Source organism: Nocardiopsis sp. iso_238 (assembly GCF_056173325.1).
The window spans coordinates 4,362,026-4,375,109 of the sequence record NZ_CM149668.1 but is presented as its reverse complement, the minus strand read 5'-3'; the positions used below and the strand labels follow the sequence as shown (position 1 = coordinate 4,375,109).

Here is a 13,084-nt window from a genome sequence, read left to right as displayed (position 1 = left end):
GAGGCCCCCGGCGCACACGCGCCGGGGGCCTCGTGCCGTTCGTACGCGGCTCACGCCCCCGCGGGCCGGAGCCGGATCGGCAGTTCCCTCAGTCGCAGCATCCCGGGGACGGCGTCGGGCACCGGCGGGCGGCCGGGCACCAGGGACAGCTCCGGGTAGGTGGTGAGCAGGGCGCCGAACGCGACCTCGCCCTCCTGGCGGGCCAGGGCCGCGCCCAGGCAGTAGTGCGCGCCGTGCCCGAAGGCCACGTGCGCCTCGCCGGGCCTGCCCTGGTGCCGGGTGACGTCGAACCGGTGCGGCTCGGGGTGGGTGGCCGGGTCGTGGTTGGCTCCGGCGACCAGCGCCACCGCCCGTTCTCCGGCGGCCACCGTCCCACGGGTGAGCCGGACCTCCTCCGTCGCGTACCGGGCCTTGACCGCGACCGCGGTCCCGCCGACGCGGAGCATCTCGTGAACGGCGGACGGCAGCAGCCCGGGGTCGGAGCCGAGCCGGGCGAGCTGGTCCGGGTGTTCCAGGAGCGCGCGGGTACCGTTGCCCAGCAGGTGCGCGGTGGTCTCGTGGCCCGCGATGACCAGGGTGAAGACCAGCGTCACCAGTTCGCTCTGGGAGAGTCGGCCGCCGCCCTCGTCCCGGGCCCGCACCAGTGCGTCGAGCAGGTCCTCGCGCGGGTGCTCCCGGCGTTCGCTGATCATCGCCTGGATGTGGTCGATCATCGCGCCGAGGGTCTCGTTCATCACCTCGGGCCGGGACGGGTCGAACTGGGTGAGCTGGTGGCTCCAGACGTGCCACTGGGCGCGGTCGGCCACCGGGACCCCCACCAGGTCGCAGATGACCGTGATGGGCAGCGGGTAGGCGAAGTGCTCGATCAGGTCGACCACACCGTCCTCGTCCGCGTGCCCGGGGAGCTCCGCGAGCAGGTCGGCGGCGATCCGTTCGACCCTCGGGCGCATCTCGTTGACGCGGCGCACGGTGAACGTGCGGGAGACGAGTTTGCGCAGGCGGGCGTGGTCGGAGCCGTCCTTGTCCAGCATCGACTCGGTCAGGTAGGTGACGAGGTCGCGGCGCAGGCCCTGGGCGACCAGGGCGTCCGAACGCCGCGTCTTCTCCAACCCCTCGGGCACGTTCTCGGGATCGACGACGAACCGCCGGTCGCTGAGGATGGTGCGCACGTCGTCGTCGTCGACGAAGGCCCGTCCCGGCTGGCCGTCGAGGAAGAGGACCGGCGCGGAACCGCCCGCGGCCCGGATCCGCTCGATCACCTCCAGCGGCCGTGCGGCGAACTCCTCGTCGCGCATGTTGACGGGTTCGGGGTCGCGGGAGTGGTCGGTGACGGGTGCGGCGGTAGGCATGTGCCCCTCCTGGGGTCTACGTGCTGCGTTTGACGCGCTTCTGTTCCTCGATCTCGCCGGTCAGGATCTGGTCGAGTCCGGAGAAGAGGGTGATGGTCCCCGCCTGCACCGCCCTCATGGCGGCCTCGGTCACGTCCTGTTCCAGGAGCAGGCGGATGCTGCGTGCGGCCAGGTCGGCCCGGGCGGTGCGGTCGGGGACGGGGTAGCCCTGCCGGGCGAGCAGGGGCTCGGAGAGCATGTGTCCGATGACCGTGGAGCTGTAGGCGTACAACTGCTGTTCGGTGGGGATCAGCGGGCTCAGGACCCCGTGCGCCTCCAGCAGGTCCCAGTACTCGCTCAGGGCCTTCTGGCGGGCCTCGGAGAGGTCCCTGACCAGCTTGGGGAAGGCACGGGAGAAGGAGTTGAGGTCCTCGTTGCCGTTGTTGTAGAGCGCGTGGATGACGGGGGAGTCGAACTGGAGGAGGTAGATGTGGCGCGCGATCTCGCTGGGTCGGGCGGCCTCCGGGTCCTCGCGCATACGGTCCAGCAGGCGGCCGACGATGTCGTGCTGGGCGCGCATCACGACGGTGAGGAAGAGCCGTTCCTTGGTGGGGAAGTGCAGGTAGACGGTCCCCTTGCCGACCCCCGCCCGGCGGGCGACGTCGTCGATGGTGGTCTTGCGGTGACCCCAGGACACCATCAGCTCCTCCGTGGCGTCGAGGATGCGGTCGGCCCGTAGCTCGCGTCCGGAGGCGGGTCGGTCCTGGGTGTTGTGGTCGGCGGACGGGGACACGTACGGCTCCTTCGGTGCGGGGGCCGCCGGTGAGGGCACTCACCAGCCTTGACGCGAAGACCATATCCAGACCTCCGTTCCCGGTCCGCATCCTTCTGACTCTGTGACTGGATTTCAAATCCGGTCACACAGTCAAATCTAAGCCAGATCGCGTCCCGGGACAAGCCCCCGGGAGGGAAACCGGTGGCGCGCGCCGGAGGGGACGGGAAACCGGAGCGGACGGGAACGATAGCCTCGCCCTTGTGTTGATCGCCGCCGCCGTGTGCCCGCATCCGCCCGTGCTGTTCCCCGAGGTCGCCCGGGGGGCGGCGCCGGACCTCGACGCCCTGCGCGCGGCCTGCGACCGCGCCGTCGCCGGGCTGGTCCGCGCCGGGGCCGACCGCCTGCTCGTGGTGGGTCGGGGCCCGCGCGAGCACCTGTTCGGGCCCGAGGCGGGGGGAGACCTCGCCAGCTTCGGAGTCGCCCTGCGGGTGGGACCGGAACCCGCCGTCCTGGACCTGGCTGCCACGACCGGGCGCTGGCTGTCCGAACGCGGCGGCCTGACACCGGACGGCTACCTGGAGGTTTCCTCCGGGACCACGCCGGAGCGCGCGGCGGAGCTCGGCGCGGAACTCGCCGGTTCGGCGGACCGGGTCGCGCTGCTGGTCATGGGGGACGGAAGCGCCCGCAGGACCGAGCACTCACCGGGGTACGTGGACGAACGGGCCGTCCCCCACGACGACGCCGTCGCCGAGGCCCTGGGCAAGGCGGACACCGCCCACCTGGCCGGGCTCGACCCCGAGCTGGCCCTCGAACTCATGGTGGCCGGACGCCCCGCCTGGCAGGTCCTGGCCGGGGCGGCCCCGGAGGGCGCCCTCAGCGGGGACCTCCTCGCCTACGAGGCGCCCTACGGCGTGGGGTACTTCGTGGCCGCCTGGGTGTGAGCCCGGACGGCGCTCAGCGCTGGGAGTTCGGCAGCAGCGTGGCGATGTCCACCAGGGCCTCGCCCGGCTCCTCGGTGCGCCCCGACAGCGCCGATTCCACCTGGGTCATCGCCCGCTCCAGCAGGTTCGGGGCGTCGTAGGGGAGCCAGTGCACCCGGGGGTCACGGCGGAACCACGACTCCTGGCGGCGGGCGAACCGGCGCGTGGCCTGGGCGGTCTGCTCCTTGGCCTCGGTCTCGGTGATCTCCCCGTCCAGCTGGGCGATCGCCTGCGCGTAGCCGAGCGCCTTGGACGCGGTGCGCCCCTCGCGCAGACCCTGCTTGTCGAGGCGGCGGACCTCCTCCAGCAGGCCCTGGTCCCACATGCGCTCGACCCGCAGGTCGATGCGCTCGTCGAGTTCGGGGCGCGGGGCGGTCAGCCCGAGCTGCACACACGGGTAGAAGGAGGTGTGGTCGGGCAGGTTCGCGGTGAACGGGCGCCCGGTCAGCTCGATGACTTCCAGCGCACGCACGATCCGCCGTCCGTTGCCGGGCAGGATGGTGCGGGCGGCCTCGGGGTCGGCCTCGGCCAGGCGGGCGTGCATCAGTCCGGGGCCGACGTCGGCCAGCTCGTTCTCCAGCCGGGCCCGCACGCGGGGATTGGTGCCCGGGAACTCCATGTGGTCCAGGACGGCGCGCACGTACAGCCCGGAACCGCCCACCAGGACGGGGATGACGTCGTGGTCGGCGCAGTCGTCCACCCGCTCGCGGGCGAGCGTCTGGTAGGTGGCGACGTCGGCGGGTTCGTGCACGTCCCAGATGTCCAGCAGATGGTGCGGCACGCCCCGGCGCTCGTCCACGGGGAGCTTGGCGGTACCGATGTCCATGCCCCGGTAGAGCTGCATGGAGTCGGCGTTGATCACCTCGCCCCGACGCCCGGTGCGTTCCTCCAACCACTCCGCCAGATCGACGGCCAGGTCCGACTTTCCCACAGCGGTCGGGCCCACGACCGCGATCACCTTGATCATCCCCCCAGCGTAGCCACGTCCGGCCCGCTCCGGGGCCAGAGCGGGTGAGAGAACGGTGGGAGTTCGGTGGGACGGCGGTCCGTTCGATGACCTGGGCGCGCGCGTCTAGGATGGCCAGCATGCGATTCGCCAAGGGCCACGGAACCGAGAACGACTTCGTGATCCTCCCCGACCCGGACGGGGAGCTCCAGCTCACGGAGGAGACCGTACGTTCGCTGTGCGACCGACGGGCCGGAATCGGGGGTGACGGCGTCCTCCGGGTGGTGCGCACGAGCGCGCTGGGCGAGGCGCTCGCCCCGGCCGCCCGCACCGCCGAGCGGACCGAGTGGTTCATGGACTACCGCAACTCCGACGGCAGCGTCGCGGAGATGTGCGGCAACGGTGTGCGGGTCTTCGCCCACTACCTGCGGCACGCGGGTCTCGTCACGGACGACCGGTTCGAGGTCGGCAGCCGCGACGGTGCCAAGGGTGTCGTGATCGAGTCCGACGGTGCCGTCACCGTGGACATGGGCCGGGTGGAGCGGCTGGGCACCTCCTCGGCCAAGCTCGCCCGACAGGTCGTGCACGGCGCCCGCATCTCCGTGGGCAACCCGCACCTGGCCTGCGAGGTCGACGCCCCGGTGGCCGGGATCGACCTGACCGAGCTTCCGGTGCTCGACACCGAGGCCTTCCCCGAGGGGGCCAACGTCGAGGTGTACTCCCAGGCGGGCCCCGGCGTGCTGGAGATGCGCGTGTACGAGCGCGGTTCCGGCGAGACCCGCTCGTGCGGCACCGGCATCGTGGCGGCGGCCGCCGCCGCCACCCCCGAGGGCGAGGACGCCACGTGGCGGGTCCGCGTTCCCGGCGGTGAGTGCACGGTCCACGTGGACGCCTCGGGCGCCCGCCTGACCGGCCCCGCCGTGATCGTCGCCGAGGGCGAGACCATCCTGCTCTGACGGGACCCGGCGGTTCAGCGCGGGGAGAGCGCGTTCCGCGCCGCGACGTCGAAGGCGTCGTCGCAGGCGTCGCGGACGGTGTCGTCGTGCGGGAATCCCCCGTCTCGTCTCCGGGACATCGAAGGTTCCCCTCGGAGGAAAGGGACAGGCGGCGAGCGGTGTTCTCCCCGCCGCCGCCCGGTCCCCGCACGGTTCACCCGCCTCCGTGTGCCCCCGTGAACCGGCCCGCGTCCAGGCCGCGCAGGGACGCGTCCAGGATCTGGGCGGTGTGGGTCACCGCCACCGACGAACCCGCGCGCTCCATGGCGGAGGCGATCTGGAGGGAGCAGCCGGGGTTGCCCGACACCAGCACCCGGGCCCCGGTGGAGGCCACGTCCGCGCCCTTGCGGTCGCCCAGCTCGCTCGCGGCCTCCGGCTTGAACAGGTTGTACACGCCCGCCGAACCGCAGCAGACCTCCTTGTTGGGCAGGTCCACCACCTCCAGCCCGGGGATCTGCCGAAGCAGCTCACGCGGCTGGCCAGTGACGCCCTGACCGTGGGACAGGTGACAGGCGTCGTGGTAGGCCACGCGGAGCGGGATCGGGTGGCGTTCGGCGCGCGGGCCCAGGGCCACCAGGTACTCGGTCAGGTCCACCACCTTCGACGAGACCGCCCGCGCCCGCCCCACCCACGCCGGTCCCGCCCCCGCCTCGTCCAGGGTCCGGTCGAAGTGCTTCATGCTGGACCCGCACCCGGCGGAGTTCACCACGATCCGCTCCACCTGGCGGGCCTCGAAGACCTCGATCAGGCCCTTCGCGAACTCCGCCGCCTCGCTGAGTCGCCCCGAGTGCCCCGACAGCGCCCCGCAGCACCCCTGGGCACGCGGGATCACCACCTCACAGCCCTCCAGGGCCAGCACCCGGGCCGTGGCCGTGTTGACCTCGGGGAAGAACGCGCCCTGCACGCAGCCCACGAGCATGCCCACCCGGGCGCGCCGCTCACCGACCGCCGGAACGAGTTCGGGCAGCGGGGGAGGGGGAGCCGACAGGGGCGGGGCGATCCGCTCCATGGTGGCCAGGGTCGGTGAGATCCGGTCCAGGAACCCGGACCTGCGGACCAACGCGGAGACCCCGCTCGCCTGGTAGGCGCGCAGGGGCCCGCGCAGCGCCCTGAGCCGCCCGCGGTGGGGGAAGAGCGAGAACACGGCCCCGCGCAGCGCCCGCTCGCCCGGGGTGCGCCGGTGCTCCTCCTCCACCCGGTACCGGGTGTGCTCGATGAGGGCGTCGTAGGCCACCCCGGAGGGGCACGAGGACACGCACGCCAGACAGCCCAGGCAGTTGTCGAAGTGCCCGACCGCCGTTCCGGTGAGCACGTCCTCCTCGTGCATCTGGCCCATGAGGTGGATGCGCCCGCGCGGGGAGTCCATCTCCTGGCCCCACAGGACGTTGGTGGGGCAGGTGGGCAGACAGAACCCGCAGTGCACGCAGTCGTTCAGCAGGTCACCGAAGAGCCGTTCTCGCTCGCCGGGACCACCACTGGCCGGTTCGGTCGGTAGGTCGGTCACGCGGGCTCCCTGGGATCGAGGCGAACGGGTGGGGTCGGGTGGCTCAGATCCCCCCGGCGAACCGGCCGGGGGAGAGGCGGTGCCCGGGGTCGAGGGAGTCCTTCACCGCGCGCATCAGGCCCAGGCCCGGGACCTCGCCCCACGGGCTGATCCCGGCGGCGCGCACGTCCGGTTCGGAGCGCAGCAGGACCAGCGGGTGCTCGGTGGCCGAGCGCACGCCGTCGACCACCAGCCCGATCCTCTCCGGGTCGGTACCCGGGGGGAAGGAGACGACCAGGGACCCGGTGGACGCCGACCCGTGCGTGTGGGCGCCCGCGTCGACCGCGCCGGACACCTCCGACACCCACGCGGCGGCCGCGACGCTCTCCGCCGGCGGGGTCGTGACCAGGGCGAGGGTGCCCTCGGCGGGAAGCAGGCCCCAGCCGTCGGGCAGCTCCTCGGAGACGGTGGGCGGGCCGTCGGCACCGTACTCGGCCAGGGCCCGCACCGTCCGCTCCGCACGTGCCTCCAGCCCGGCCGGGGTGCCCTCCAACACCACGTCCAACCGCCCCGGCCCCTCGGCGGGCCAGTCCAGCTCCACGGCTGAGGGCACCACGGAGGTCGACCTCAGCGCGGCCAGGGCCTCCTCGGCCCGCGACCGGGAGGACACGCGCGCGCTCACGACCCGGAGGGACTCCGGGAGGGGGTGCAGGCGGAAGGCGACCGACGCGATCACGCCGAGCGTGCCGTACCCGCCGGTGTGCAGCTTGGCGAGGTCGTACCCGGCCACGTTCTTGACCACCCGGCCGCCGCTGCTGGCCACCACCCCGTCCGCGCGCACCACCGTCATCCCGATCACGAGGTCGCGCAGGGCACCGGAGAGCAGACGGCGCGGCCCGCTCACCCCCGTGGCCACCGCCCCGCCCACCGTGCCGCCGAGCCGGACCGGGTCGTAGGACAGCCGCTGTCCGGCGGAGGCGAGCGCGGCGTACAGCTCGGCCACCGGGGTGCCCGCGCCGACCTCCACCACCAGGTCACCGGCGATGTGGTCGATCCAGGAGAGCGCGGAGACGTCCACCACCAGGTCCAGGGAGCGGGGCGGCCCACCCCAGTCCAGGGCGGTGCCGCCACCACGCACGGTCACCGAGAGCGCGCTCCGGTGCGCCGCCGCCATCACCCCCGCGAGGGCGTCGGTGTCGGACGGCGCCGCCACGTACCGGGGCACGACCCCGCACACGGCGTCCTCAACGGTCGCCTCCCGCAGGTCACAGCCATCGACATCCAGGTTCACCCTCGGCCTCCCGGCCCTCGTCGTCTCCGCCGCGGCCCGGCGGCTCAGAACTGCTCGGCCTCTCCGGACTCCACCAGCGGGTGCACCCCGGTGCGCACCCCCGGCCTCTCACCGCACAGGCGCGGCGTGGGCAACAGCTTCTCCGGGTTGGCGATCCCGTCCGGGTCGAAGGCCCGCCGGAACAGGTCGAAGGTCTCCAGCGAGGCGTCGTCGAACATGCGGGGCATCTTGCACGCCTTGTCCACGCCCACCCCGTGCTCCCCGGTGATGGAGCCGCCGTGCTCGATGCACAGGTCCAGGATCGCGCCCGACACCCGCTCGGCGCGTTCGCCCGCGCCGGGCTCGGAGTCGTCGAACAGCACGAGCGGGTGCAGGTTGCCGTCGCCGGCGTGGAACACGTTGGCCACCCGGATCCCGGACTCCTCCGACAGCGCGGCGATCCGGCCCAGGACCTCGCCCAGGGCGGTGCGCGGCACCACCCCGTCCTGGACGATGTAGGCCGGGCTGATCCGGCCCACGGCGGCGAAGGCCGACTTGCGTCCCTTCCAGATGAGGGCGCGCTCCTCGGCGCCGCTGGCCGCCCGGGTCTCGAAGGAACCGGCGTCCGCGCACAGGGCGGTGACCCGCTCCAGCTGGGCGTCGACCTCCTCGGCGGGGCCGTCCAGCTCCACCACCAGCACGGCGGCCGCGCCCTCGGGGTAGTCGCAGGCCACGGCACGTTCGGCGGCCTCGATGGCCAGGGCGTCCATCATCTCGATGGCGGACGGCAGCACCCCGGCGGAGATGATCGCGCTCACCGCCTCGCCGCCCGCGTCCAGCGAGGTGAACGCCGACAGCAGGGTGACGGTCTTCTCGGGGGAGCGGGTCAGGGACACGGTGACGCGGGTGGCCACGCCCAGGGTGCCCTCCGAGCCGACGAACGCCCCGATGAGGTCGTAGCCGTGCGCGCCCGGTGCCTTGCCGCCGAGCTCGACGATCTCGCCCGCCGGGGTGACGATCTGGAGTCCGCGCACGTGGTTGACGGTGAACCCGTACTTGAGGCAGTGGGCGCCGCCGGAGTTCTCCGCGACGTTGCCGCCCACCGTGCACACCTGCTGGCTGGAGGGGTCGGGCGCGTAGTAGTAGCCGTGGGGGCTCGCGGCCCGGGTGATGTCGAGGTTGGCCACGCCCGGCTCGACCACCGCGCACTCGTTCTCGACGTCGATCTCGACGATGCGGCGCATCCGCGAGGTGACGAGGAGGACGCCCTCGGTGTGGGGGAGCGCGCCCGCCGACAGGCCGGTGCCCGCCCCGCGCGGGACGTAGGGGACGCGGTGCTCGGCGCAGAGGCGGATCACGGCGGCGACCTGCTCGGCGGTGGTCGGCATGACCACGACTCCGGGGGTGGCGCGGTGGTAGGTGAGGCCGTCGCTCTCGTAGACGCGCCGTTGGGAGGGGTCGGTGAGGACCCCGTCGTCACCGCAGATCTCGCGCAGCCGGGGGACCAGGGCGGTCAGCACCGTGGGCGTGTCGGGTGCGGACGTGGTCATGGGCGCCTCCCGGTTCCGTACGGAGAACACGGCTGGGGGTGGCGCTCTCCGTCTGCGGCTCGCAAGGGGACCGTACGACCGTGCCCCCTGCGGAAGCAAGGGGCACGGTGGAAACGGCATTTCGTTGTGTGAAACCGGCGCCGGGCAGGTCCGTGAGGCGAACTCCGCGGACCGGCCCGATCCGTCCAGGTTGGCCGCGCTGGACGGGGGTCCGGTCCGCTACGGCATGCGCTCGTAGGCGGGCAGGGTCAGGAAGTCGACGTAGTCGTCGTCCAGCGCGACCTCGGTGAAGAGCTCGCTGGCCTGCTTGTACAGGTCCTCGTTGAAGCCGGCGCCGAGCGCCTCGCGGATGGCGGCCAGCTCCTCACCGATGATCTGCCTGACCAGCTCGGCGGTGACCTTCTCGCCGCCGTCCAGGGTGACGTCGTTGTGCAGCCACTGCCAGATCTGGGACCGGGAGATCTCGGCGGTGGCGGCGTCCTCCATGAGGTTGTGGATCGCCACCGCGCCGTTGCCGCCCATCCACGCCGCCAGGTACTGGAGGGCGACGTTGACGTTGCCGCGCAGCCCGGCGAGCGTCACGCCGCCCGGGGTCTGGTCCACGGCGAGCAGGTCGGCGGCGGACACCTCGACCTCGGGGCGCTGCTTGTCGATCTGGTTGGGACGGTCGCCCAGGACGCCGTCGAAGATCTCGCGGGCGATCGGGACCAGGTCGGGGTGGGCGACCCAGGAGCCGTCGAAGCCGTCGCCGGACTCACGGGACTTGTCGTCGCGGACCTTCGCGAACGCGTTCCGGTTGACCTCCTCGTCCCTGCGGGACGGGATGAAGGCGGCCATGCCGCCGATCGCGTGGGCGCCGCGCTTGTGGCAGGTGCGGACCAGCAGCTCGGTGTAGGCGCGCATCATCGGGGCGGTCATGGTGACGGCGTTGCGCTCGGGCAGCAGGAACTTGCGGCCACGGGTGCGGTGGGTCTTGATGATGCTGAAGAGGTAGTCCCAGCGGCCCGCGTTGAGACCGGCGGAGTGCTCGCGCAGCTCGTAGAGGATCTCCTCCATCTCGAACGCGGCCGGGATGGTCTCGATCAGGCAGGTGGCGCGGATGGTGCCGCGGGGGATCTCCAGGCGCTCCTGGGCCAGCACGAAGATGTCGTTCCAGAGGCGGGCCTCCAGGTGGCTCTGCATCTTCGGCAGGTAGAAGTAGGGACCCTTGCCCTTGGCGATCTGGCGCCTGGCGCTGTGGAAGAAGTACAGCGCGAAGTCGACGATGCCGCCGCTGGTGCGCTGGCCGTCGACGAGGATGTGCTTCTCGTCCAGGTGCCAGCCGCGCGGGCGGACCACGATCGTGGCCAGCTCGGAGTCGTCCTTGAGGGCGTAGGTCTTGCCCTGCGGGGAGGTGAAGTCGATCTCGCGGTCCAGGGAGTCACGCAGGTTGAGCTGCCCCTGGATCATGTTCTCCCACAGCGGGGTGTTGGCGTCCTCGAAGTCGGCCAGCCACACCTTCGCGCCGGAGTTGAGCGCGTTGATGGTCATCTTGCGGTCCGTGGGCCCGGTGATCTCGACACGGCGGTCGGTGATGCCGGGGGCGGGCGGAGCGACCTTCCAGCTGTCGTCCTCGCGGATGTGCCTGGTCTCGGGGAGGAAGTCGAGGTCCTCTCCGGCGGCGATCCGCTCCTCGCGGGTCCGGCGCGCGGCCAGCAGCTCCTGGCGGCGCGACTCGAAGGTGCGGTGCAGCTCGGCGACGAGGGCGAGGGCGTCCTCGGTGAGGATCTCGTCGAACCGATCGTTGAGGGGGCCGGTGATCTCGACCCCGTGCGTGGCGCCCATGGAAAACCTTCCGCAATACGAAACAAGCTTCTGGGATGTGGAAATGAAGCTACTATCTTGATGTCGAGCGGTCAACGTCACTCACGCGCTTGATCAGTGGAGTTCTTCCTGAAGGCGGAAGGATCTCGAAAGTTCCGACGAAAGATCCGCGCTTCTTGAGTATCCGATCTACTCCAAGAGTCTCACGCGCCCGCGCGGAGGAATGGCCTGTGTCACGTTCCCTGCGATAATTCGGATGCCCTGCCCGGGCGGAAGTGCGAGCATCGTGACCACGGGCCGTCGTACCCGCTCCGGGAAGAACCATGGCGGCACATGCGTTGACCCACCTGGAGGGATATGAATACAGCTGACACCCACGGAAGCGACCACGCGGGGCACGAGGCCCACGTCGGGGACGACTTCCGTGAGGAGAGCACCGTCGGCGGCCGAGCCGCTGGCGGTGACCACTACGAGGACCAGGGCCCCGCGCCCGACCAGGGTGAGATGGAGCTGGCCGAACGGCACGCGCTCCGCCGCGTCCAGGGGCTCTCCACCGAGCTCACCGACGTCACCGAGGTCGAGTACCGGAAGCTGCGCCTGGAACGGGTCGTGCTCATCGGCGTCTGGACCAGGGGGACCCAGACCGACGCCGACAACTCACTGACCGAGCTGGCCGCGCTCGCCGAGACGGCGGGCGCCCTCGTCCTCGAAGGACTCACCCAGCGCCGCTCCAAGCCCGACCCCGCGACCTACGTCGGCAAGGGCAAGGCCGCGGAACTGCGCGACATCGTCGAGGCCACCGGCGCCGACACCGTCATCTGCGACGGCGAGCTCACCCCGGGCCAGCTGCGCCAGCTGGAGGACGTCGTCAAGGTCAAGGTGGTCGACCGGACCGCCCTGATCCTCGACATCTTCGCCCAGCACGCCAGCAGCAGCGAGGGCAAGGCCCAGGTCGAACTCGCCCAGCTCAACTACCTGCTCCCGCGACTGCGCGGCTGGGGCGACTCCCTGTCCCGACAGGCGGGCGGCTCCGGCGGTGGCGGCGCGGGCGGCGGCGTCGGCCTGCGCGGTCCCGGTGAGACCAAGATCGAGACCGACCGGCGGCGCATCAACGACAAGATGGCGAAGCTGCGCCGTCAACTCGCCCACATGCGCACCGCGCGCGAGGTCAAGAAGGACGTCCGCCGCACCCGCGAGGTGCCCTCGGTGGCGATCGCCGGGTACACCAACGCGGGCAAGTCGAGCCTGCTCAACCGGCTCACCGGCGCGGGCGTGCTGGTGGAGAACGCGCTGTTCGCCACCCTGGACCCGACCGTCCGTCAGGCCCGCACGCCCGACGGTCGCGGCTTCACCCTGAGCGACACCGTCGGCTTCGTCCGGCACCTGCCGCACCAGCTGGTCGAGGCGTTCCGCTCCACCCTGGAGGAGGTGGCCGACTCCGACCTGATCCTGCACGTGGTCGACGGCTCCCACCCCGACCCGGAGCAGCAGATCAGCGCGGTCCGCGAGGTGTTCGCGGAGATCGAGGCCGTGGACGTGCCCGAGCTCATCGTGGTGAACAAGGTCGACGCCGCCGACCCGGACACGCTCAGGACGCTGCGCACCCGCTACCCCGACCTCGTCGAGGTGTCGGCGCGCACCGGAGAAGGGGTGTCCGATCTGGTCACCGCGCTGGCCGAGGCGCTGCCGGAGCTGGCCAAGGAGGTGCGCGCCCTGGTCCCGTACTCACGGGGCGACCTCATCGCCAGGGTGCACGAGGAAGGCCGCATCATCAGCGAGGAGCACACCGGAGACGGGACGGCGCTGCACGCCTTCGTCCCCGAGCTGCTCGCGGCCAAGCTCGACGAGTACACGCCCAGCAACGCCTGAGACCGGGCGTCGGGAACCGCACGGCCGGAACGTCCACGGGACGTTCCGGCCGCGTCGTGTCGAAACCACCGTGTTCCGGGAGCCG

At 72.1% G+C, this 13,084-nt stretch carries 10 protein-coding genes; 3 read left to right on the top strand and 7 right to left on the bottom strand.

Annotated features, from left to right (window positions below):
- Positions 1-50: 50 nt before the first annotated feature.
- Positions 51-1,349 (bottom strand): cytochrome P450 family protein, encoded by a 1,299-nt coding sequence (locus AC0VYL_RS19790; protein ID WP_475454900.1) that lies wholly within the window; start codon positions 1,347-1,349, stop codon positions 51-53.
- A 16-nt stretch (positions 1,350-1,365) separates the two neighbouring features.
- Positions 1,366-2,121 carry a TetR/AcrR family transcriptional regulator gene (locus tag AC0VYL_RS19785; protein WP_475454898.1) on the bottom strand — a complete coding sequence of 252 codons (756 nt, stop codon included), beginning with the start codon at positions 2,119-2,121 and terminating at the stop codon, positions 1,366-1,368.
- A 242-nt stretch (positions 2,122-2,363) separates the two neighbouring features.
- Here AC0VYL_RS19785 and AC0VYL_RS19780 point away from each other — a divergent pair, with 242 nt between their 5' ends.
- Entirely contained in the window at positions 2,364-3,044 is a 681-nt protein-coding gene (locus AC0VYL_RS19780; protein WP_475481100.1) for a class III extradiol dioxygenase subunit B-like domain-containing protein, read from the top strand.
- Between the two features lie 13 nt (positions 3,045-3,057).
- Here the strand turns inward: AC0VYL_RS19780 and miaA are convergent, their stop codons facing one another.
- On the bottom strand, positions 3,058-4,050 hold the full coding sequence (gene miaA / locus AC0VYL_RS19775; protein WP_475481099.1) for a tRNA (adenosine(37)-N6)-dimethylallyltransferase MiaA: 993 nt from the start codon (positions 4,048-4,050) through the stop codon (positions 3,058-3,060).
- Between the two features lie 119 nt (positions 4,051-4,169).
- Between miaA and dapF the strand changes: the two genes are divergently transcribed.
- The gene (gene dapF, locus AC0VYL_RS19770) at positions 4,170-4,985 is read left to right on the top strand and encodes a diaminopimelate epimerase (protein WP_475454893.1); all 816 of its coding nucleotides are present in this window, start codon (positions 4,170-4,172) and stop codon (positions 4,983-4,985) included.
- Between the two features lie 193 nt (positions 4,986-5,178).
- On the opposite strand, the gene AC0VYL_RS19765 is transcribed toward dapF, so the two are convergent.
- The 4 genes from AC0VYL_RS19765 to aceB form a co-directional block, all read right to left on the bottom strand.
- On the bottom strand, positions 5,179-6,528 hold the full coding sequence (locus AC0VYL_RS19765; RefSeq protein ID WP_475481098.1) for a (Fe-S)-binding protein: 1,350 nt from the start codon (positions 6,526-6,528) through the stop codon (positions 5,179-5,181).
- Positions 6,529-6,571: 43 nt separating this feature from the next.
- A complete protein-coding gene (locus tag AC0VYL_RS19760) occupies positions 6,572-7,798 on the bottom strand; it encodes an FAD-binding oxidoreductase (RefSeq protein WP_475454887.1) in 1,227 nt (408 codons plus the stop codon).
- Between the two features lie 44 nt (positions 7,799-7,842).
- Positions 7,843-9,327, bottom strand: coding sequence for an FAD-linked oxidase C-terminal domain-containing protein (locus AC0VYL_RS19755; RefSeq protein ID WP_475481097.1), 1,485 nt, complete (start codon positions 9,325-9,327; stop codon positions 7,843-7,845).
- A 219-nt stretch (positions 9,328-9,546) separates the two neighbouring features.
- Positions 9,547-11,151 (bottom strand): malate synthase A, encoded by a 1,605-nt coding sequence (gene aceB, locus AC0VYL_RS19750; protein WP_475481096.1) that lies wholly within the window; start codon positions 11,149-11,151, stop codon positions 9,547-9,549.
- A 336-nt stretch (positions 11,152-11,487) separates the two neighbouring features.
- Here aceB and hflX point away from each other — a divergent pair, with 336 nt between their 5' ends.
- On the top strand, positions 11,488-12,999 hold the full coding sequence (gene hflX, locus AC0VYL_RS19745; protein ID WP_475454881.1) for a GTPase HflX: 1,512 nt from the start codon (positions 11,488-11,490) through the stop codon (positions 12,997-12,999).
- Positions 13,000-13,084: the final 85 nt, after the last annotated feature.